Source organism: Pseudomonas kurunegalensis (assembly GCF_030291635.1).
GTDB classification, from domain to species: Bacteria; Pseudomonadota; Gammaproteobacteria; order Pseudomonadales; family Pseudomonadaceae; genus Aquipseudomonas; species Aquipseudomonas monteilii.
This window is the reverse complement of the sequence record NZ_CP127871.1, coordinates 109,468-131,956: the sequence shown is the minus strand read 5'-3', so window position 1 is coordinate 131,956 and position 22,489 is coordinate 109,468. Positions and strand designations below refer to the sequence as shown.

Sequence of the window (22,489 nt, the reverse complement as noted above, 5' to 3'; positions counted from 1 at the left end):
CTTCAACGGACCCTTCATGTCTATCAACCCGGTGTTAATGCACACGTTCCAACCAAACGATCTTCGACCTGCCCTGCAATCGGTACGCTTACGCCAAGCCATCCGGGCTGCCCTGTTTGGGACCGCCTTGGGCCTGGCAACCGCTTCGCAGCTTTCCGTAGCAGCTGAAACGGCCCAGGTGAGTCATCACTACGCAATCCCGGCCGGCCAGCTTGCCGAGGTGCTCAATCAGTTCGCTCGCCAGGCTGGCATTACCCTGTCGGGTACGCCTCAGCTTACCGATGGCCTGCAGTCCAACGGCCTACAGGGGCAGTACGCTAACGATCAGGCGCTGCGCCAACTGCTCAATGGCAGCGGTCTGGAGGCCGTCAGCCAGGACGGACGTAGCTATGTGCTGCAGGCACAGCGCCAGGACGCCGCACTGTCATTGCCCGACACTGATATCCGTAGCTTCACCCTCGGCAATGCACTGGGCAGCATGGAGGGCTACAACGCCACCCACAGCCAGGTGGCGACCAAGACCAGCATGCCGTTGGTCGAGACCTCCCAATCGGTGTCGGTGGTTACCCGCCAGCAGATGGACGATCAGGGCTCGCAGACCGTTGCCCAGGCCATGCGCTACACACCAGGGGTACTGACTAACCCTTACGGTGCGACCCACCGTTACGACTATGTGGCCATGCGCGGCTTCAACGATGGCTCTGTGGATAACATCTATGTCGACGGGCTCAAGTCCATGGGCGACAACGGCACCTACAGCACCATGCAGGTGGACCCGTACTTCCTTGAGCGCATCGACATTCTCAAGGGGCCATCTTCGGTACTGTACGGGCGAAGCTCACCGGGTGGCCTGGTAGCCCTGACCACCAAGAAGCCGCTGTTTACCCCCTACCATCAGGTTCAGGCCACGGTTGGTACCCAGGGCCAGCGGGGGACGGGTTTTGATTTCAGCGGCCCTGTGGACGATGACAAGCGTATCGCTTATCGACTGACCGGCCTGGCGGATGCTTCCGACACACAGTTCGACCACAGCAAGGAAGAACGCTACGCCATTGCACCGGCGATCAGCATCGACTTCACCGAAGACACGTCGCTCACGCTGCAAGCGTATCTGCAGCATGACCCTAACGGCGGTTACCACGGCGGCAACCCTGCAGACGGCATGCTGCACAAGCGCAACGGCTTGCGCCTGTCGGATCACTTCTTCGAGGGTGAGCCGGGCATCGACAACTACGAGCGCACACAGCAGTCCTTCAGCTACCAGTTCGAGCACCGTTTCAACGATGTGTTCACCGCACGGCAGAACTTCCGCTACCAGGATTCCGACGTATCCATGGACCAGGTGTATTCGGCCGGTTGGGCGGACGCCGACAGCAACATTCTCAACCGTGCCTATACCGGCGGCGACGAGCGCCTGCATTCGTACATCATCGACAACATGCTGCAGGCGGAATTCTTCACGGGTGCTGCCAAACACACCCTGCTGCTGGGCACCGACTACCAGCGGCGCAAGGCTGACGTCACTTGGCGTTATGGCACGGTCGACCCGTTGGATGCCGGGAACCCGCAGTATGGCAATGGCAACCTTCAGGTACTGGGCGAGAACCGCTACTTGCGGCGTTTGCAGCAAACTGGCGTGTACCTGCAGGACTTGGTAGAGCTGGACCAGTGGCGCTTTTCTTTGGGGCTGCGCCAGGACTGGGTGAAGGTGTCTGAAGAGAATCGCGACAGCGATACCAAGGTCAACGACCAGCGCTCCAAAATGACTGCCCGGGCCGGGGTGCTCTACCTATTCGAAAACGGCATTGCACCCTATGTCAGCTACTCGGAGTCGTTCAACCCCAACACCGTGTCCGACCAGGAGGGCCGTCCGCTGGCACCGACGGAGGGCACGCAATGGGAGGCTGGCATCAAGTACCAGCCACCTGGCAGCGACAACTTGTTTACCGCATCGGTATTCCGTATCGAGCAAGAGAACCTGGCATCCAAGCAGCCTGACGAAGACTTCTATCGCCCTGTAGGTAAAGTACGTTCCCAGGGGCTGGAGCTGGAGGCGCATGTGCAACTGACCGACAGCTTGAAGCTGTTGGGTGGCTATACCTTTACCGACATCGAGTACGCCAAGGCGATGCCGAGCCTGGTGTCGGGTAACCTGGACAACAAAGGCAATTCGCCAACCCAGGCGCCGAAGCAGATGTTCTCGCTGTGGGCTGACTACAACATCCACCAGGGGCCCCTGGATGGCCTGCGGTTGGGCGGTGGCGTGCGGTATGTGGGGTACAGCTGGGTGGATGCGGAAAACAGCATGAAGGTGCCTTCCTACACCTTGTTCGACGCCTCGATCGGCTATGACCTGGGCAAGGTGGGGCTCAAGGGTGTAGATGTGCGCCTTAACGCCAACAACCTTACCAACGAAAGCTATATCACTTCCTGTGCCAGCCTGAACTACTGCTACATGGGTGAAGAGCGCAACGTCAGCGCCACGGTCAGCTATCAGTTCTAACGGTTATTGGTACCCGGAAAAGACAAAGCCCCTGTCTGCAGCGCAGACAGGGGCTTTGGGTTTGAATCTTGACGATGACCTACTCTCACATGGGGAAACCCCACACTACCATCGGCGATGCATCGTTTCACTGCTGAGTTCGGGATGGGATCAGGTGGTTCCAATGCTCTATGGTCGTCAAGAAATTCTGTTGCCAGAAGATCCAGATGGATGCTCTAGCGAATTCGGATATGTGAATTTGTGGTTGCGAACTTTCGGTTCGTATCATCTTCACCACCACAATTTGGCTCTGACGCGCAAATTGCTTGGGTGTTATATGGTCAAGCCTCACGGGCAATTAGTATTGGTTAGCTCAACGCCTCACAGCGCTTACACACCCAACCTATCAACGTCGTAGTCTTCGACGGCCCTTTAGGGGATTCAAGATCCCAGTGAGATCTCATCTTGAGGCAAGTTTCCCGCTTAGATGCTTTCAGCGGTTATCTCTTCCGAACATAGCTACCCGGCAATGCCACTGGCGTGACAACCGGAACACCAGAGGTTCGTCCACTCCGGTCCTCTCGTACTAGGAGCAGCCCCTCTCAAATCTCAAACGTCCACGGCAGATAGGGACCGAACTGTCTCACGACGTTCTAAACCCAGCTCGCGTACCACTTTAAATGGCGAACAGCCATACCCTTGGGACCGGCTTCAGCCCCAGGATGTGATGAGCCGACATCGAGGTGCCAAACACCGCCGTCGATATGAACTCTTGGGCGGTATCAGCCTGTTATCCCCGGAGTACCTTTTATCCGTTGAGCGATGGCCCTTCCATACAGAACCACCGGATCACTAAGACCTACTTTCGTACCTGCTCGACGTGTTTGTCTCGCAGTCAAGCGCGCTTTTGCCTTTATACTCTACGACCGATTTCCGACCGGTCTGAGCGCACCTTCGTACTCCTCCGTTACTCTTTGGGAGGAGACCGCCCCAGTCAAACTACCCACCATACACTGTCCTCGATCCGGATAACGGACCTGAGTTAGAACCTCAAAGTTGCCAGGGTGGTATTTCAAGGATGGCTCCATGAGAACTGGCGTCCCCACTTCAAAGCCTCCCACCTATCCTACACAAGCAAATTCAAAGTCCAGTGCAAAGCTATAGTAAAGGTTCACGGGGTCTTTCCGTCTAGCCGCGGATACACTGCATCTTCACAGCGATTTCAATTTCACTGAGTCTCGGGTGGAGACAGCGCCGCCATCGTTACGCCATTCGTGCAGGTCGGAACTTACCCGACAAGGAATTTCGCTACCTTAGGACCGTTATAGTTACGGCCGCCGTTTACCGGGGCTTCGATCAAGAGCTTCGCTTGCGCTAACCCCATCAATTAACCTTCCGGCACCGGGCAGGCGTCACACCCTATACGTCCACTTTCGTGTTTGCAGAGTGCTGTGTTTTTAATAAACAGTCGCAGCGGCCTGGTATCTTCGACCGGCATGGGCTTACGGAGCAAGTCCTTCACCCTCGCCGGCGCACCTTCTCCCGAAGTTACGGTGCCATTTTGCCTAGTTCCTTCACCCGAGTTCTCTCAAGCGCCTTGGTATTCTCTACCTAACCACCTGTGTCGGTTTGGGGTACGGTTCCCAGTTATCTGAAGCTTAGGAGCTTTTCTTGGAAGCATGGTATCAACCACTTCGTCGCCTAAAGGCAACTCGTCATCAGCTCTCGGCCTTGAAATCCCGGATTTGCCTAAGATTTCAGCCTACCACCTTAAACCTGGACAACCAACGCCAGGCTGGCCTAACCTTCTCCGTCCCTCCATCGCAATAACTGGAAGTACAGGAATATTAACCTGTTTTCCATCGACTACGCTTTTCAGCCTCGCCTTAGGGACCGACTAACCCTGCGTCGATTAACGTTGCGCAGGAAACCTTGGTCTTTCGGCGTGCGAGTTTTTCACTCGCATTGTCGTTACTCATGTCAGCATTCGCACTTCTGATACCTCCAGCAAGCTTCTCAACTCACCTTCACAGGCTTACAGAACGCTCCTCTACCGCATCATCATAAGATGATACCCGTAGCTTCGGTGCATGGTTTGAGCCCCGTTACATCTTCCGCGCAGGCCGACTCGACTAGTGAGCTATTACGCTTTCTTTAAAGGGTGGCTGCTTCTAAGCCAACCTCCTAGCTGTCTAAGCCTTCCCACATCGTTTCCCACTTAACCATGACTTTGGGACCTTAGCTGACGGTCTGGGTTGTTTCCCTTTTCACGACGGACGTTAGCACCCGCCGTGTGTCTCCCATGCTCGGCACTTGTAGGTATTCGGAGTTTGCATCGGTTTGGTAAGTCGGGATGACCCCCTAGCCGAAACAGTGCTCTACCCCCTACAGTGATACATGAGGCGCTACCTAAATAGCTTTCGAGGAGAACCAGCTATCTCCGAGCTTGATTAGCCTTTCACTCCGATCCACAGGTCATCCGCTAACTTTTCAACGGTAGTCGGTTCGGTCCTCCAGTCAGTGTTACCTAACCTTCAACCTGCCCATGGATAGATCGCCCGGTTTCGGGTCTATACCCAGCGACTAAACGCCCTATTAAGACTCGCTTTCGCTACGCCTCCCCTATTCGGTTAAGCTCGCCACTGAATATAAGTCGCTGACCCATTATACAAAAGGTACGCAGTCACCTAACAAGTAGGCTCCCACTGCTTGTACGCATACGGTTTCAGGTTCTATTTCACTCCCCTCTCCGGGGTTCTTTTCGCCTTTCCCTCACGGTACTGGTTCACTATCGGTCAGTCAGTAGTATTTAGCCTTGGAGGATGGTCCCCCCATATTCAGACAAAGTTTCTCGTGCTCCGTCCTACTCGATTTCATTGACAAGAGATTTTCGTGTACGGGGCTATCACCCACTATGGCCGCACTTTCCAGAGCGTTCCACTAATCTCAAATCAACTTAAGGGCTGGTCCCCGTTCGCTCGCCACTACTAAGGGAATCTCGGTTGATTTCTTTTCCTCAGGGTACTTAGATGTTTCAGTTCCCCTGGTTCGCCTCTTGCACCTATGTATTCAGTACAAGATACTCAGCTTATGCTGAGTGGGTTCCCCCATTCAGAGATCTCTGGATCACAGTCTGTTTGCCGACTCCCCAAAGCTTATCGCAGGCTACCACGTCTTTCATCGCCTCTGACTGCCAAGGCATCCACCGTATGCGCTTCTTCACTTGACCATATAACCCCAAGCAATCTGGTTATACTGTGAAGACGACATTCGCCGAAAATTCGCATTTCGCTCATTACTGAGCAGAACTCACAAATTTTACCTTAGCCTGATTTCCAGCAGTGAAACTGGTCATCAGTCTATATCTATCACATATCCGAATTTTTAAAGAACGATCTGACAAAAGTCAGAAATCAACATTCAAACTGAATGCTCATTTCTAAGTTCTGACAAGCTACTGTTACTGCGTAAGTGGTGGAGCCAAGCGGGATCGAACCGCTGACCTCCTGCGTGCAAGGCAGGCGCTCTCCCAGCTGAGCTATGGCCCCGTATTCTACGGCTTTACCATGTAATGGTAGGTCTGGGCAGATTTGAACTGCCGACCTCACCCTTATCAGGGGTGCGCTCTAACCAACTGAGCTACAGACCTATAACAGGGTTGCGTTACAGCATCGTCTTTTACAATGAATCAAGCAATTCGTGTGGGAGCTCATCAGCAGGCTGATGTCGTCGATTAAGGAGGTGATCCAGCCGCAGGTTCCCCTACGGCTACCTTGTTACGACTTCACCCCAGTCATGAATCACACCGTGGTAACCGTCCTCCCGAAGGTTAGACTAGCTACTTCTGGTGCAACCCACTCCCATGGTGTGACGGGCGGTGTGTACAAGGCCCGGGAACGTATTCACCGCGACATTCTGATTCGCGATTACTAGCGATTCCGACTTCACGCAGTCGAGTTGCAGACTGCGATCCGGACTACGATCGGTTTTGTGAGATTAGCTCCACCTCGCGGCTTGGCAACCCTCTGTACCGACCATTGTAGCACGTGTGTAGCCCAGGCCGTAAGGGCCATGATGACTTGACGTCATCCCCACCTTCCTCCGGTTTGTCACCGGCAGTCTCCTTAGAGTGCCCACCATAACGTGCTGGTAACTAAGGACAAGGGTTGCGCTCGTTACGGGACTTAACCCAACATCTCACGACACGAGCTGACGACAGCCATGCAGCACCTGTGTCAGAGTTCCCGAAGGCACCAATCCATCTCTGGAAAGTTCTCTGCATGTCAAGGCCTGGTAAGGTTCTTCGCGTTGCTTCGAATTAAACCACATGCTCCACCGCTTGTGCGGGCCCCCGTCAATTCATTTGAGTTTTAACCTTGCGGCCGTACTCCCCAGGCGGTCAACTTAATGCGTTAGCTGCGCCACTAAAATCTCAAGGATTCCAACGGCTAGTTGACATCGTTTACGGCGTGGACTACCAGGGTATCTAATCCTGTTTGCTCCCCACGCTTTCGCACCTCAGTGTCAGTATCAGTCCAGGTGGTCGCCTTCGCCACTGGTGTTCCTTCCTATATCTACGCATTTCACCGCTACACAGGAAATTCCACCACCCTCTACCGTACTCTAGCTTGCCAGTTTTGGATGCAGTTCCCAGGTTGAGCCCGGGGCTTTCACATCCAACTTAACAAACCACCTACGCGCGCTTTACGCCCAGTAATTCCGATTAACGCTTGCACCCTCTGTATTACCGCGGCTGCTGGCACAGAGTTAGCCGGTGCTTATTCTGTCGGTAACGTCAAAACAGCAAGGTATTAGCTTACTGCCCTTCCTCCCAACTTAAAGTGCTTTACAATCCGAAGACCTTCTTCACACACGCGGCATGGCTGGATCAGGCTTTCGCCCATTGTCCAATATTCCCCACTGCTGCCTCCCGTAGGAGTCTGGACCGTGTCTCAGTTCCAGTGTGACTGATCATCCTCTCAGACCAGTTACGGATCGTCGCCTTGGTGAGCCATTACCCCACCAACTAGCTAATCCGACCTAGGCTCATCTGATAGCGCAAGGCCCGAAGGTCCCCTGCTTTCTCCCGTAGGACGTATGCGGTATTAGCGTTCCTTTCGAAACGTTGTCCCCCACTACCAGGCAGATTCCTAGGCATTACTCACCCGTCCGCCGCTGAATCAAGGAGCAAGCTCCCGTCATCCGCTCGACTTGCATGTGTTAGGCCTGCCGCCAGCGTTCAATCTGAGCCATGATCAAACTCTTCAGTTCAATACTGCTTGGGTTTTTAAGAAACCCTAAACTTGGCTCAGCAATCTCAAATGACTATGTGATTTCTCGCATGGCCACTTGTGATGCTGATAATCTTTTTGACTACCAGTCCGTACTCACAAGCACCCACACGAATTGCTTGATTCGATTTGTTAAAGAGCGTTTGGTTAAGAGCTTTTCGTCTCAACCGAGGCGCGCATTCTACGCTTTCCTCAGAGCCTGTCAAGCGTTTATTTTGAAGTTTTTTCGAGAAACTCGTTTAACTTCAGACACTTAACTCGCTTCGATCTCTCGTCGCGGGAGGTGAATAATACAGCATTCAAAAACGCTGTCAACCACCTTTTTACCACCACCGGTTGGCTTTCAGCCTACCAGGAGAAGCGATAGCTTCTACTTAAAGACAAAACCCCTACCTGCATGTGCAGATAGGGGTTTTGCGAAATGAATCTTGACGATGACCTACTCTCACATGGGGAAACCCCACACTACCATCGGCGATGCATCGTTTCACTGCTGAGTTCGGGATGGGATCAGGTGGTTCCAATGCTCTATGGTCGTCAAGAAATTCTGTTGCCAGAAGATCCAGATGGATGCTCTAGCGAATTCGGATATGTGAATTTGTGGTTGCGAACTTTCGGTTCTTTCGTCTTCACCACCACAATTTGGCTCTGACGCGCAAATTGCTTGGGTGTTATATGGTCAAGCCTCACGGGCAATTAGTATTGGTTAGCTCAACGCCTCACAGCGCTTACACACCCAACCTATCAACGTCGTAGTCTTCGACGGCCCTTTAGGGGATTCAAGATCCCAGTGAGATCTCATCTTGAGGCAAGTTTCCCGCTTAGATGCTTTCAGCGGTTATCTCTTCCGAACATAGCTACCCGGCAATGCCACTGGCGTGACAACCGGAACACCAGAGGTTCGTCCACTCCGGTCCTCTCGTACTAGGAGCAGCCCCTCTCAAATCTCAAACGTCCACGGCAGATAGGGACCGAACTGTCTCACGACGTTCTAAACCCAGCTCGCGTACCACTTTAAATGGCGAACAGCCATACCCTTGGGACCGGCTTCAGCCCCAGGATGTGATGAGCCGACATCGAGGTGCCAAACACCGCCGTCGATATGAACTCTTGGGCGGTATCAGCCTGTTATCCCCGGAGTACCTTTTATCCGTTGAGCGATGGCCCTTCCATACAGAACCACCGGATCACTAAGACCTACTTTCGTACCTGCTCGACGTGTTTGTCTCGCAGTCAAGCGCGCTTTTGCCTTTATACTCTACGACCGATTTCCGACCGGTCTGAGCGCACCTTCGTACTCCTCCGTTACTCTTTGGGAGGAGACCGCCCCAGTCAAACTACCCACCATACACTGTCCTCGATCCGGATAACGGACCTGAGTTAGAACCTCAAAGTTGCCAGGGTGGTATTTCAAGGATGGCTCCATGAGAACTGGCGTCCCCACTTCAAAGCCTCCCACCTATCCTACACAAGCAAATTCAAAGTCCAGTGCAAAGCTATAGTAAAGGTTCACGGGGTCTTTCCGTCTAGCCGCGGATACACTGCATCTTCACAGCGATTTCAATTTCACTGAGTCTCGGGTGGAGACAGCGCCGCCATCGTTACGCCATTCGTGCAGGTCGGAACTTACCCGACAAGGAATTTCGCTACCTTAGGACCGTTATAGTTACGGCCGCCGTTTACCGGGGCTTCGATCAAGAGCTTCGCTTGCGCTAACCCCATCAATTAACCTTCCGGCACCGGGCAGGCGTCACACCCTATACGTCCACTTTCGTGTTTGCAGAGTGCTGTGTTTTTAATAAACAGTCGCAGCGGCCTGGTATCTTCGACCGGCATGGGCTTACGGAGCAAGTCCTTCACCCTCGCCGGCGCACCTTCTCCCGAAGTTACGGTGCCATTTTGCCTAGTTCCTTCACCCGAGTTCTCTCAAGCGCCTTGGTATTCTCTACCTAACCACCTGTGTCGGTTTGGGGTACGGTTCCCAGTTATCTGAAGCTTAGGAGCTTTTCTTGGAAGCATGGTATCAACCACTTCGTCGCCTAAAGGCAACTCGTCATCAGCTCTCGGCCTTGAAATCCCGGATTTGCCTAAGATTTCAGCCTACCACCTTAAACCTGGACAACCAACGCCAGGCTGGCCTAACCTTCTCCGTCCCTCCATCGCAATAACTGGAAGTACAGGAATATTAACCTGTTTTCCATCGACTACGCTTTTCAGCCTCGCCTTAGGGACCGACTAACCCTGCGTCGATTAACGTTGCGCAGGAAACCTTGGTCTTTCGGCGTGCGAGTTTTTCACTCGCATTGTCGTTACTCATGTCAGCATTCGCACTTCTGATACCTCCAGCAAGCTTCTCAACTCACCTTCACAGGCTTACAGAACGCTCCTCTACCGCATCATCATAAGATGATACCCGTAGCTTCGGTGCATGGTTTGAGCCCCGTTACATCTTCCGCGCAGGCCGACTCGACTAGTGAGCTATTACGCTTTCTTTAAAGGGTGGCTGCTTCTAAGCCAACCTCCTAGCTGTCTAAGCCTTCCCACATCGTTTCCCACTTAACCATGACTTTGGGACCTTAGCTGACGGTCTGGGTTGTTTCCCTTTTCACGACGGACGTTAGCACCCGCCGTGTGTCTCCCATGCTCGGCACTTGTAGGTATTCGGAGTTTGCATCGGTTTGGTAAGTCGGGATGACCCCCTAGCCGAAACAGTGCTCTACCCCCTACAGTGATACATGAGGCGCTACCTAAATAGCTTTCGAGGAGAACCAGCTATCTCCGAGCTTGATTAGCCTTTCACTCCGATCCACAGGTCATCCGCTAACTTTTCAACGGTAGTCGGTTCGGTCCTCCAGTCAGTGTTACCTAACCTTCAACCTGCCCATGGATAGATCGCCCGGTTTCGGGTCTATACCCAGCGACTAAACGCCCTATTAAGACTCGCTTTCGCTACGCCTCCCCTATTCGGTTAAGCTCGCCACTGAATATAAGTCGCTGACCCATTATACAAAAGGTACGCAGTCACCTAACAAGTAGGCTCCCACTGCTTGTACGCATACGGTTTCAGGTTCTATTTCACTCCCCTCTCCGGGGTTCTTTTCGCCTTTCCCTCACGGTACTGGTTCACTATCGGTCAGTCAGTAGTATTTAGCCTTGGAGGATGGTCCCCCCATATTCAGACAAAGTTTCTCGTGCTCCGTCCTACTCGATTTCATTGACAAGAGATTTTCGTGTACGGGGCTATCACCCACTATGGCCGCACTTTCCAGAGCGTTCCACTAATCTCAAATCAACTTAAGGGCTGGTCCCCGTTCGCTCGCCACTACTAAGGGAATCTCGGTTGATTTCTTTTCCTCAGGGTACTTAGATGTTTCAGTTCCCCTGGTTCGCCTCTTGCACCTATGTATTCAGTACAAGATACTCAGCTTATGCTGAGTGGGTTCCCCCATTCAGAGATCTCTGGATCACAGTCTGTTTGCCGACTCCCCAAAGCTTATCGCAGGCTACCACGTCTTTCATCGCCTCTGACTGCCAAGGCATCCACCGTATGCGCTTCTTCACTTGACCATATAACCCCAAGCAATCTGGTTATACTGTGAAGACGACATTCGCCGAAAATTCGCATTTCGCTCATTACTGAGCAGAACTCACAAATTTTACCTTAGCCTGATTTCCAGCAGTGAAACTGGTCATCAGTCTATATCTATCACATATCCGAATTTTTAAAGAACGGCCTGACAAAAGTCAGAAATCAACATTCGCAGGGAATGCTCATTTCTGAATTCTCATCAGCAAATGAATCAAGCAATTCGTGTGGGAGCTCATCAGCAGGCTGATGTCGTCGATTAAGGAGGTGATCCAGCCGCAGGTTCCCCTACGGCTACCTTGTTACGACTTCACCCCAGTCATGAATCACACCGTGGTAACCGTCCTCCCGAAGGTTAGACTAGCTACTTCTGGTGCAACCCACTCCCATGGTGTGACGGGCGGTGTGTACAAGGCCCGGGAACGTATTCACCGCGACATTCTGATTCGCGATTACTAGCGATTCCGACTTCACGCAGTCGAGTTGCAGACTGCGATCCGGACTACGATCGGTTTTGTGAGATTAGCTCCACCTCGCGGCTTGGCAACCCTCTGTACCGACCATTGTAGCACGTGTGTAGCCCAGGCCGTAAGGGCCATGATGACTTGACGTCATCCCCACCTTCCTCCGGTTTGTCACCGGCAGTCTCCTTAGAGTGCCCACCATAACGTGCTGGTAACTAAGGACAAGGGTTGCGCTCGTTACGGGACTTAACCCAACATCTCACGACACGAGCTGACGACAGCCATGCAGCACCTGTGTCAGAGTTCCCGAAGGCACCAATCCATCTCTGGAAAGTTCTCTGCATGTCAAGGCCTGGTAAGGTTCTTCGCGTTGCTTCGAATTAAACCACATGCTCCACCGCTTGTGCGGGCCCCCGTCAATTCATTTGAGTTTTAACCTTGCGGCCGTACTCCCCAGGCGGTCAACTTAATGCGTTAGCTGCGCCACTAAAATCTCAAGGATTCCAACGGCTAGTTGACATCGTTTACGGCGTGGACTACCAGGGTATCTAATCCTGTTTGCTCCCCACGCTTTCGCACCTCAGTGTCAGTATCAGTCCAGGTGGTCGCCTTCGCCACTGGTGTTCCTTCCTATATCTACGCATTTCACCGCTACACAGGAAATTCCACCACCCTCTACCGTACTCTAGCTTGCCAGTTTTGGATGCAGTTCCCAGGTTGAGCCCGGGGCTTTCACATCCAACTTAACAAACCACCTACGCGCGCTTTACGCCCAGTAATTCCGATTAACGCTTGCACCCTCTGTATTACCGCGGCTGCTGGCACAGAGTTAGCCGGTGCTTATTCTGTCGGTAACGTCAAAACAGCAAGGTATTAGCTTACTGCCCTTCCTCCCAACTTAAAGTGCTTTACAATCCGAAGACCTTCTTCACACACGCGGCATGGCTGGATCAGGCTTTCGCCCATTGTCCAATATTCCCCACTGCTGCCTCCCGTAGGAGTCTGGACCGTGTCTCAGTTCCAGTGTGACTGATCATCCTCTCAGACCAGTTACGGATCGTCGCCTTGGTGAGCCATTACCCCACCAACTAGCTAATCCGACCTAGGCTCATCTGATAGCGCAAGGCCCGAAGGTCCCCTGCTTTCTCCCGTAGGACGTATGCGGTATTAGCGTTCCTTTCGAAACGTTGTCCCCCACTACCAGGCAGATTCCTAGGCATTACTCACCCGTCCGCCGCTGAATCAAGGAGCAAGCTCCCGTCATCCGCTCGACTTGCATGTGTTAGGCCTGCCGCCAGCGTTCAATCTGAGCCATGATCAAACTCTTCAGTTCAATACTGCTTGGGTTTTTAAGAAACCCTAAACTTGGCTCAGCAATCTCAAATGACTATGTGATTTCTCGCATGGTCACTTGTGATGCTGATAATCTTTTTGACTACCAGTCCGTACTCACAAGCACCCACACGAATTGCTTGATTCGATTTGTTAAAGAGCGTTTGGTTAAGAGCTTTTCGTCTCAACCGAGGCGCGCATTCTACGCTTTCCTCAGAGCCTGTCAAGCGTTTATTTTGAAGTTTTTTGCGAGAAACTCGTTTAGCTTCAAACACTTGGCTCGCTGCGATCTCTCGTAGCGGGAGGCGAATCATACAGCGTTTAAAACCGCTGTCAACCACCATTTCAACCGCTTGCGATCATTCGATCGTAGCCCTTTCAACTCCACCTTAACTAGTTAACTCGTTGAATCTCAAGGAGTTTTTCGTTCCGATGTCGCTGGAAGTGGGGCGCATTATAAGGGGATTCGAAAGCGCGTCAACCCTTAATTTCAAGAAACCTTAACATCGCTGAAAAGCAAAGCGGGGAGGCCTGACGGCCTCCCCGCTTTTCAGCAACACCGGACAGCTCTACAGCACGCCCGCATCACGCAAGCGCTGCACCTCTCCCGCTTGCAGCCCCAACACTTCCCCCAGCACCCGCTCAGTGTGCTCACCCAACAGTGGCGGCGCCCGGCGATACTCCACTGGCGTCTCCGACAACCGTATCGGGCTTGCCACCTGCGGAACGCTACCCGCCAGCGGATGGGGAATGCTCACTGCCAAACCCCGCGCCAGCACCTGAGGGTCCTGAAACATCTGCGCCAGGTCATTGATCGGCCCACATGGCACGCCCGCAGCTTCCAACTGGCTTACCCACTCGGCCGTGGTCTTGAACACCGTGGCCTGGCGGATCAAAGGAATCAGCTCCGCCCGGTTGGCTACCCGCAGCTTATTAGTGGCGAAACGCGGATCATCCGCCCACTGTGGCTGCCCGGCCACTTCGGCGAACTTGCGGAACTGACTGTCGTTGCCCACGGTAAGAATGAAGTCACCGTCCGCCGTCGGGAAATCCTGGTAGGGCACTATATTAGGATGCGCATTACCTAGCCGGCGAGGCGGGGCACCCGTAGTCAGGTAATTCATTGCCTGGTTCGCCAGGCAAGCCACCTGCACATCGAGCAGTGCCATATCGACATGTTGCCCCACCCCGGCCTGATCCCGGTGGGCGAGGGCAGCGAGCATCGCCACCGTGGAATAAAGCCCGGTAAGGATGTCGGTAAGCGCCACACCTACCTTGACCGGCCCTGCGCCTTCCTCGCCCTCCGGGCGGCCGGTCAGGCTCATCAGCCCGCCCAGCCCCTGGATCATGAAATCGTAACCCGCACGCTTGGCATAGGGTCCGGTCTGGCCAAACCCCGTGATGGAGCAATAGATAAGCTGTGGATTGACCGCCTTCAGGCTCTGGTAGTCCAACCCATAAGCAGCCAGCCCACCCACCTTGAAGTTCTCGATGACGATATCGGACTTCGCCGCCAGCTCACGCACCAGGCGCTGCCCTTCAGGTTGGGTGAAGTCGATGGTTACCGAGCGCTTGTTACGGTTGGCCGACAGATAGTAAGCCGCCTCACTGGTGTTCTCTCCTGCCGCATCCTTGAGGAAGGGCGGCCCCCACGCCCGGGTATCGTCACCACTGCCCGGGCGCTCGACCTTGATCACATCAGCGCCCAGGTCAGCGAGAATCTGGCCAGACCATGGGCCGGCCAACACGCGCGAAAGGTCCAGCACCCGCAGATGTGATAACGCGCCCATGGGCTGGCTCCTTATTAATAGAAGGCCTGGATACCGGTTTGCGCACGCCCCAGGATCAATGCATGCACGTCGTGCGTGCCTTCGTAGGTGTTGACCACCTCCAGGTTGACCAAGTGACGGGCAACGCCGAACTCGTCGGAGATGCCATTACCACCCAGCATGTCACGCGCCATGCGGGCAATATCCAGCGCCTTGCCGCAGGAGTTGCGCTTCATGATCGAAGTGATCTCCACCGCAGCCGTCCCTTCGTCCTTCATGCGCCCCAAGCGCAGGCAGCCCTGCAGTGCCAGGGTGATTTCGGTCTGCATGTCGGCCAGCTTCTTCTGGATCAGCTGATTAGCTGCCAGCGGGCGACCGAACTGCTGACGATCAAGGGTGTACTGACGTGCGGTGTGCCAACAGGCTTCGGCGGCACCCAGCGCCCCCCAGGAAATGCCATAACGGGCTGAGTTCAGGCAGGTGAACGGACCTTTGAGGCCGCGCACATCCGGGAAGATGTTCTCTTCTGGCACGAACACATTGTCCATGACGATTTCACCGGTGATGGAGGCGCGCAGGCCAACCTTGCCATGGATAGCCGGCGCACTCAGGCCTTCCCAGCCCTTCTCCAGCACAAAGCCGCGGATATCACCGGCATCGTCCTTGGCCCAGACCACGAATACATCAGCGATCGGGCTGTTGGTAATCCACATCTTGCTGCCGCTCAGCCGGTAGCCGCCATCTACCTTCCTTGCGCGGGTAATCATCGAGCCTGGGTCAGAGCCGTGGTTAGGCTCAGTCAGGCCGAAACAACCGATCCATTCACCACTGGCCAGCTTGGGCAGGTATTTCTGCTTTTGTGCTTCGGTACCGAACTCATTGATCGGGACCATGACCAGCGACGACTGCACACTCATCATCGAGCGATAGCCCGAGTCGATACGCTCCACTTCACGCGCAATCAGGCCATAGCACACGTAGTTCAGGCCGCTGCCACCGTACTGCTCAGGGATGGTTGCCCCCAGCAGGCCGACTTCACCCATCTCGCGGAAGATCGCCGGGTCAGTCTGCTCGTGGCGGAACGCTTCAAGTACACGAGGGGCCAGCTTGTCCTGGGCGAACTGATAAGCGCTGTCACGCACCATGCGCTCTTCTTCAGTGAGCTGCTGATCCAGCAGCAGCGGGTCGATCCAGTTGAAGCTTGCTTTACCGGCCATGAGCGAAATCCTCGAAATAGGGGGCAGTTTCTTGTGCCTTTGAGCCTAGGCCTGATCGGCCGCCGGGACAAACGAGGATTGCGCACCAATTAGTGATAATTTGTCACTTCGTAAATCGGCAAAACGCCATATTGACAGCCTTACAAGTGAGGTTGACGTACATGCGCCGCAAGATCCCCAGTACTGCTGCCCTGGTTTGCTTCGAGGCGGCAGCACGCAACGAGAGCTTTACCAAGGCCGCCCAGGAACTGGCCCTGACCCAGGGCGCCGTTTGTCGCCAGATTGGCGGCCTGGAGGCCTTTCTCAATGTGGAACTGTTCCGCCGCTCGCGCCGCGGCGTGAAGCTGACCGAAGCCGGCCTTTCCTATAGCCGTCAGGTTGCCGCCCAACTGGACGCCGTGGAGCGCGATACCTTGTCGGTGATGGGCCAGCAGGGGGCCAGCGTGATCGAACTGGCAGTGGTGCCTACCTTCGGCACTCAATGGCTGCTTCCGCGCCTCAAAGACTTCCAGCAACGCCACCCGGAGGTCACGGTCAACCTCACCAACCGAACCCGGCCATTCCTGTTCGCCGACACTTCGTTCGATGCCGCGATCTATTTCGGTGATGCCGACTGGTCCGGCACCCAGTCTCACCGGCTGATGGGGGAAAACCCGGTCCCCGTCTGCAGCCCGGCATTGCTGGCCGGGCAGGGCATGCTTGAAGCACAGCGCATCGCCCAACTACCCCTGTTGCAGCAAAGCACGCGCCCCTACGCCTGGCGGCAATGGTTCGGCAGCCTGGGGATGAATGTGGAGCGCGACATGACAGGCCCGCGTTATGAACTATTCTCGATGCTCGCCCAGGCAGCCATACATGAAATGGGGATCGCGCTGATCCCGCCGTTCCTGATCCAGCGCGAACTGGAGGAGGGTAGGCTGGTGGTCGCTAACAGGCATGCCCTCGATAGCGACAAGGCCTACTATCTGATGATTCCGGAGCGCAAGGTGGAATCGGCATCACTACGCGCCTTCCGGGACTGGCTGGTAAGCCAGGCCCACGCCTACACCGCAAGAAAATGAGCAGCGCGACAAATTGACTCTGTAGTCAATTATTTTAAACACCTACAGATATATGAATTTGTCGCATATCCGTAAACTGTTATGCAAGCCAGAAAATACCCTTTAACCCTGCTAAGCACGCGGCCTTGCGGGTTATTTTGCGACACTCAGCGTGCCGTAAGCGAAATCACCGAAATATTTTTGTTTTTTTCTCCTAATCTGCCAATAGCCCATGCTTGACGGGCTACAGCCTTACTGCTGCGACAAGCGGTCACAGGGTGACTTGTAGTTTTGACTTCGTTTCGCTCCAGAACCGGTTGAAGGCCCCTTGGTTCGTCTGCAAAATGCTTCGCCCGCCCGGGAACTGGCGGGTCGGCGCTCCACAGCCGCCCCAGCGCACCATCCGAAGTGTGCTGGCTTTTACAAAGACAAAAGGTCACCGCAGGAGAAAAGTCGTGCACATTGGTGTTCCTCTCGAGACGCAGACCGGTGAGACAAGGGTCGCTGCGACCCCGGAAACCATCAAGAAACTGATTGGCCAGGGCCATCAGGTCACCGTCCAACGGGGGGCAGGGCTTAACGCCGCCATTCCGGACAGTGCCTATGAGGCCGTGGGTGCTTCCCTCGGGAATGCCGCCGACGCCTACGGCGCCCAATTGGTACTCAAAGTGGTCGCCCCCAACGACCAGGAACTGGCCCTGATCAACAGTGGCAGCCTTCTGGTGGGTATGCTCAACCCCTTCAACAGCGAGCTGATCGGCAAAATGGCCGAACGCGGCATTACCGCCTTCGCCCTGGAAGCCGCACCGCGTACATCGCGGGCGCAAAGCCTGGACGTGCTGTCGTCGCAAGCCAACATCGCCGGTTACAAGGCTGTGTTGCTGGCGGCCCATCACTACCCGCGCTTCATGCCCATGCTGATGACCGCTGCCGGTACCGTTAAGGCCGCACGCGTGTTGATTCTGGGTGCGGGCGTTGCCGGCCTGCAGGCCATTGCCACGGCCAAGCGTCTGGGCGCGGTGATCGAAGCGTCCGACGTACGCCCGGCCGTGAAAGAGCAGATCGAGTCGCTGGGCGCCAAGTTCATCGACGTGCCCTACGAGACCGATGAGGAGCGCGAATGCGCCGAAGGGGTGGGTGGTTACGCCCGCCCGATGCCGGCCAGCTGGATGCAACGCCAGGCCCAGGCCGTGCATGAGCGCGCGAAGCAGGCGGATATCGTCATCACCACCGCACTGATCCCCGGCCGCAAGGCGCCGACCTTGCTCAGCGCCGAAACCGTCGCGCAAATGAAGCCTGGCTCGGTGGTCATCGACCTCGCTGCAGCGCAAGGCGGCAACTGCCCGCTGACGGTTGCTGACCAGGTGGTGCAGGAAAACGGCGTGACCATTGTCGGCCCGACCAATCTGCCTGCCCAGGTGGGTGCCGATGCCTCGGCGCTGTATGCACGCAACCTGCTGGACTTCATGAAGCTGCTGTTCGACAAGGACGGCGCACTGGTCATCAACCTCGAAGACGACATCGTCGCGGCCTGCCTCATGTGCCGCGATGGCCAGGTCGTCCGCAAGAACGGCTAAGGAGCACGACAATGGAAGATATGCTGATTTCCCATGGCATCTACAACCTGATCATCTTCGTGCTGGCCATCTATGTGGGCTACCACGTGGTCTGGAACGTCACCCCGGCACTGCACACCCCATTGATGGCAGTCACCAATGCCATCTCGGCAATCGTTATCGTCGGCGCCATGCTGGCCGCGGCCCTGACCGTTACCCCGGCAGGCAAGCTGATGGGCACCCTGGCCGTGGCCCTGGCCGCGGTCAACGTGTTCGGTGGCTTCCTGGTCACCCGCCGCATGCTTGAGATGTTCAAGAAGAAAGCCAAGAACGAGGGGCAGAAGTAAGCATGAGCATGAATCTGGTAACACTTCTGTACCTGGTTGCGTCGATCTGCTTCATCCAGGCGCTCAAGGGCCTGTCGCACCCGACCACTTCGCGGCGCGGCAACCTGTTCGGCATGATCGGCATGGGGATCGCCATCCTCACGACCGTCGGCCTTATCTATAAGCTGGGGGCAGAGCTTGCTACTGCCGGCATCGGCTACGTGATCGTCGGCCTGCTGGTTGGTGGTACCGCCGGTTCGATCATGGCCAAGCGCGTCGAAATGACCAAGATGCCGGAGCTGGTCGCCTTCATGCACAGCATGATCGGCCTGGCTGCGGTGTTCATTGCCATCGCCGCCGTGTTGGAGCCACAGTCGATGGGCATCGTTGCCGCCATCAGCGACCCGATCCCTACCGGCAACCGCCTGGAGCTGTTCCTGGGTGCTGCAATCGGTGCCATTACCTTCTCCGGTTCGGTAATCGCCTTTGGCAAGCTGTCGGGCAAGTACAAGTTCCGCCTGTTCCAGGGCGCACCGGTACAGTTCGCCGGCCAGCATAAGCTGAACCTGATCCTCGGCCTGACCACCATTGCCCTGGGCCTGCTGTTCACCTTCACCGGCCACTACAGTGCCTTCACCCTGATGCTGGTTTTGGCCTTCATCATGGGTGTGCTGATCATTATTCCGATCGGTGGCGCCGACATGCCGGTGGTGGTGTCGATGCTCAACAGTTACTCGGGCTGGGCTGCGGCCGGTATCGGCTTCTCGCTGAACAACTCGATGCTGATCATTGCAGGTTCCCTGGTGGGTTCGTCCGGTGCCATCCTCTCGTACATCATGTGCAAGGCGATGAACCGTTCGTTCTTCAACGTCATCCTTGGCGGCTTCGGCGGTGACACCGATACCGGGGCGGCGCAAGGCTCCAAAGAGCAGCGCCCGGTGAAGTCCGGCTCGGCCGACGACGCCACTTTCCTGCTCAGCAACGCCGACAGCGTAATCATCGTGCCAGGTTACGGCCTGGCGGTGGCCCGTGCCCAGCACGCGCTGAAGGAGCTGACCGAAAAGCTGACCCACAACGGCGTAACCGTGAAGTACGCGATCCACCCAGTGGCAGGCCGTATGCCCGGGCACATGAACGTATTGCTGGCCGAGGCCGAAGTACCTTACGACCAGGTGTTCGAAATGGAAGACATCAACGCCGAGTTCGGTCAGGCCGACGTGGTGTTGGTGCTGGGTGCCAACGACGTGGTCAACCCGGCGGCGAAGAACGATCCGAAATCGCCCATTGCCGGCATGCCGATCCTCGAAGCCTTCAAGGCCAAGACCATCATCGTCAACAAACGCTCCATGGCCAGCGGCTATGCCGGCCTGGACAACGAACTGTTCTACCTGGACAAGACCATGATGGTGTTCGGTGACGCCAAGAAAGTGATCGAAGACATGGTCAAGGCTGTGGACTGACATCCACTGCTGAAAACCAGCTGATATAAAGGAAGCCCCGGTCAGAATCTGCCGGGGCTTTTCTTTTATTGATCCGGATCAACGGCTCTACTTCAGGGCTTCTCATACGACCATGGTCGTGGGACGGCAATGGGCGAAATCTCTAGACTGCGCTGCAGTAGTTTCAGTAGCCCGAGATAACAATCCATGTACCGTGATCGTATCCGCTTGTCCTCCCTGCACAGCAAGGTAATGAGTGCGGCTGATGCCGCTGGTCTGATCGAGGACGGCATGACCGTCGGCATGAGCGGTTTCACCCGCGCCGGCGAAGCCAAAGCCGTACCGCATGCACTGGCCGAACGTGCCAAGCAGTCGCCACTGAAAATCAGCCTGATGACCGGCGCCAGCCTGGGCAACGACCTGGACAAGCAACTGACCGAGGCCGGCGTGCTGGCTCGCCGCATGCCATTCCAGGTCGACAGCACCCTGCGCAAGGCCATCAACGACGGCCAGGTGATGTTCATCGACCAGCACCTGTCGGAAACTGTCGAGCAACTGCGCAACCAGCAGCTGAAATTGCCGGACATCGCCGTCATCGAAGCCGTGGCCATTACCGAGCAAGGCCACATCGTGCCAACCACGTCGGTAGGCAACTCGGCCAGCTTCGCGATCTTCGCCAAGCAGGTGATTGTCGAGATCAACCTCTCGCACAACCCCAACCTGGAAGGCCTGCACGACATCTATATCCCTACCTACCGCCCGACCCGCACGCCAATCCCGCTGGTCAAGGTCGACGACCGTATCGGCAGCACCGCCATCCCGATCGACCCGGCCAAGATCGTCGGCATCGTCATCAGCGACCAGCCGGACTCCCCATCCACCGTGCTGCCGCCGGATGACGAAACCCAGGGCATTGCCGACCACCTGATCAACTTCCTCAAGAAAGAAGTTGAAGCTGGCCGCATGACCAACAAGCTCGGCCCGCTGCAGGCCGGTATCGGCAGCATTGCCAACGCCGTAATGTGCGGCCTGATCGAATCGCCGTTCGAAGACCTGACCATGTACTCCGAAGTACTGCAGGACTCCACCTTCGACCTGATCGATGCCGGCAAACTGAGCTTCGCTTCGGGCAGCTCGATCACCTTGTCCACTCGCCGTAATGCCGACGTATTCGGCAACCTGGAGCGCTACAAGGACAAGCTGGTGCTGCGCCCGCAAGAAATCTCCAACCACCCGGAAGTGGTGCGTCGCTTAGGGATTATTGGTATCAACACCGCACTGGAGTTCGATATCTACGGCAACGTCAACTCCACCCACGTGTGCGGCACCAGAATGATGAACGGGATTGGTGGTTCGGGTGACTTCGCCCGGAACGCCCACCTGGCTGTGTTCGTCACCAAGTCGATTGCCAAAGGCGGCGCGATTTCCAGCGTGGTGCCGATGGTCAGCCATGTCGACCACACCGAGCACGACGTGGACATCCTGGTCACCGAACAAGGCCTGGCCGACCTGCGTGGCTTGGCGCCACGCGAGCGGGCACGGGCGATCATCGACAACTGTGTGCACCCAGACTACCGCGCTGCGCTGAACGATTACTTCGATCGTGCCTGCCAGCGTGGCGGCCATACCCCACACATTCTGCGTGAAGCGCTGAGCTGGCACGAAAACCTGGAAGAAACCGGGCGCATGCTGGCTAGCTGATCAATTCGTGATCCGGAACAGCGTGTGCTGTTCCGGTCACGCTCTCTGTAGAAGCGGCTTTAGCCGCGAATACCGGCACAGCCGGTGCCATCCTCCGTGTCGCCTGATTCGCGGGCAAGCCCGCTCCCACAACACCCTCACAATCACTGATAAAAACTGTTCTACTGTACTGGTATTTCTGCCAGTCCCTTCCTTGTGAAATCCTCTCATCAGCCAGAAACGCACCAATACCGTGCAGACCAGTACAGTTGCGCTTGTTTCGGGTGCAACAGTAGGGTTACACAGT

At 55.7% G+C, this 22,489-nt stretch carries 8 protein-coding genes, 2 tRNA genes and 6 rRNA genes; 6 read left to right on the top strand and 10 right to left on the bottom strand.

Features of this window, described 5'->3' with window-relative positions:
• The first annotated feature begins 37 nt into the window (after positions 1–37).
• The gene (locus tag QQ992_RS00615; RefSeq protein WP_286113880.1) at positions 38–2,503 is read left to right on the top strand and encodes a TonB-dependent siderophore receptor; all 2,466 of its coding nucleotides are present in this window, start codon (positions 38–40) and stop codon (positions 2,501–2,503) included.
• A 66-nt stretch (positions 2,504–2,569) separates the two neighbouring features.
• On the opposite strand, the gene rrf (QQ992_RS00610) is transcribed toward QQ992_RS00615, so the two are convergent.
• From rrf (QQ992_RS00610) to QQ992_RS00565, 10 genes are all read right to left on the bottom strand, one after another.
• Positions 2,570–2,685: ribosomal RNA gene (rrf, locus tag QQ992_RS00610) — 5S ribosomal RNA — on the bottom strand.
• 134 nt (positions 2,686–2,819) lie between these two features.
• Positions 2,820–5,711: ribosomal RNA gene (locus QQ992_RS00605) — 23S ribosomal RNA — on the bottom strand.
• A 243-nt stretch (positions 5,712–5,954) separates the two neighbouring features.
• A tRNA-Ala gene (locus QQ992_RS00600) sits at positions 5,955–6,030 on the bottom strand.
• Between the two features lie 24 nt (positions 6,031–6,054).
• A tRNA-Ile gene (locus QQ992_RS00595) sits at positions 6,055–6,131 on the bottom strand.
• Positions 6,132–6,216: 85 nt separating this feature from the next.
• A 16S ribosomal RNA gene (locus QQ992_RS00590) occupies positions 6,217–7,753 on the bottom strand.
• Positions 7,754–8,199: 446 nt separating this feature from the next.
• A 5S ribosomal RNA gene (gene rrf / locus QQ992_RS00585) occupies positions 8,200–8,315 on the bottom strand.
• A 133-nt stretch (positions 8,316–8,448) separates the two neighbouring features.
• Positions 8,449–11,340, bottom strand: a 23S ribosomal RNA gene (locus tag QQ992_RS00580).
• 279 nt (positions 11,341–11,619) lie between these two features.
• Positions 11,620–13,156, bottom strand: a 16S ribosomal RNA gene (locus QQ992_RS00575).
• The 16S, 23S and 5S rRNA genes sit together here with 2 tRNA genes alongside, the layout of an rRNA operon.
• A 568-nt stretch (positions 13,157–13,724) precedes the next feature.
• Entirely contained in the window at positions 13,725–14,945 is a 1,221-nt protein-coding gene (locus QQ992_RS00570) for a CaiB/BaiF CoA transferase family protein (protein WP_286111926.1), read from the bottom strand.
• A 14-nt stretch (positions 14,946–14,959) separates the two neighbouring features.
• Complete coding sequence (locus QQ992_RS00565) at positions 14,960–16,141, bottom strand: acyl-CoA dehydrogenase (RefSeq protein WP_027917221.1); 1,182 nt, start codon at positions 16,139–16,141, stop codon at positions 14,960–14,962.
• Positions 16,142–16,302: 161 nt separating this feature from the next.
• Here QQ992_RS00565 and QQ992_RS00560 point away from each other — a divergent pair, with 161 nt between their 5' ends.
• The 5 genes from QQ992_RS00560 to scpC all read left to right on the top strand — a co-directional run bounded on the left by QQ992_RS00560 (position 16,303) and on the right by scpC (position 22,203).
• Positions 16,303–17,202: a LysR family transcriptional regulator gene (locus tag QQ992_RS00560; protein ID WP_026020486.1), complete on the top strand. Its 900-nt coding sequence runs from the start codon at positions 16,303–16,305 to the stop codon at positions 17,200–17,202.
• A gap of 434 nt (positions 17,203–17,636) precedes the next feature.
• Positions 17,637–18,758, top strand: a complete 1,122-nt coding sequence (locus QQ992_RS00555) for a Re/Si-specific NAD(P)(+) transhydrogenase subunit alpha (RefSeq protein WP_119368418.1) — start codon at positions 17,637–17,639, stop codon at positions 18,756–18,758.
• A gap of 11 nt (positions 18,759–18,769) precedes the next feature.
• Positions 18,770–19,084, top strand: coding sequence for an NAD(P) transhydrogenase subunit alpha part 2 (locus QQ992_RS00550; protein WP_016484308.1), 315 nt, complete (start codon positions 18,770–18,772; stop codon positions 19,082–19,084).
• A 2-nt stretch (positions 19,085–19,086) separates the two neighbouring features.
• A complete protein-coding gene (locus QQ992_RS00545) occupies positions 19,087–20,523 on the top strand; it encodes an NAD(P)(+) transhydrogenase (Re/Si-specific) subunit beta (RefSeq protein WP_105947046.1) in 1,437 nt (478 codons plus the stop codon).
• A 186-nt stretch (positions 20,524–20,709) separates the two neighbouring features.
• The gene (scpC, locus tag QQ992_RS00540; RefSeq protein ID WP_119368416.1) at positions 20,710–22,203 is read left to right on the top strand and encodes a succinyl-CoA:acetate CoA-transferase ScpC; all 1,494 of its coding nucleotides are present in this window, start codon (positions 20,710–20,712) and stop codon (positions 22,201–22,203) included.
• Positions 22,204–22,489 lie beyond the last annotated feature (286 nt).

Bases quoted from the DNA above. Each gene is read 5' to 3' on its own strand.
- QQ992_RS00615 (WP_286113880.1), top strand. From the start codon at position 38: ATGCACACGTTCCAACCAAACGATCTTCGACCTGCCCTGCAATCGGTA.
- QQ992_RS00570 (WP_286111926.1), bottom strand. From the start codon at position 14,945: ATGGGCGCGTTATCACATCTGCGGGTGCTGGACCTTTCGCGCGTGTTG.
- QQ992_RS00565 (WP_027917221.1), bottom strand. From the start codon at position 16,141: ATGGCCGGTAAAGCAAGCTTCAACTGGATCGACCCGCTGCTGCTGGAT.
- QQ992_RS00560 (WP_026020486.1), top strand. From the start codon at position 16,303: ATGCGCCGCAAGATCCCCAGTACTGCTGCCCTGGTTTGCTTCGAGGCG.
- QQ992_RS00550 (WP_016484308.1), top strand. From the start codon at position 18,770: ATGGAAGATATGCTGATTTCCCATGGCATCTACAACCTGATCATCTTC.
- QQ992_RS00545 (WP_105947046.1), top strand. From the start codon at position 19,087: ATGAGCATGAATCTGGTAACACTTCTGTACCTGGTTGCGTCGATCTGC.
- scpC (WP_119368416.1), top strand. From the start codon at position 20,710: ATGTACCGTGATCGTATCCGCTTGTCCTCCCTGCACAGCAAGGTAATG.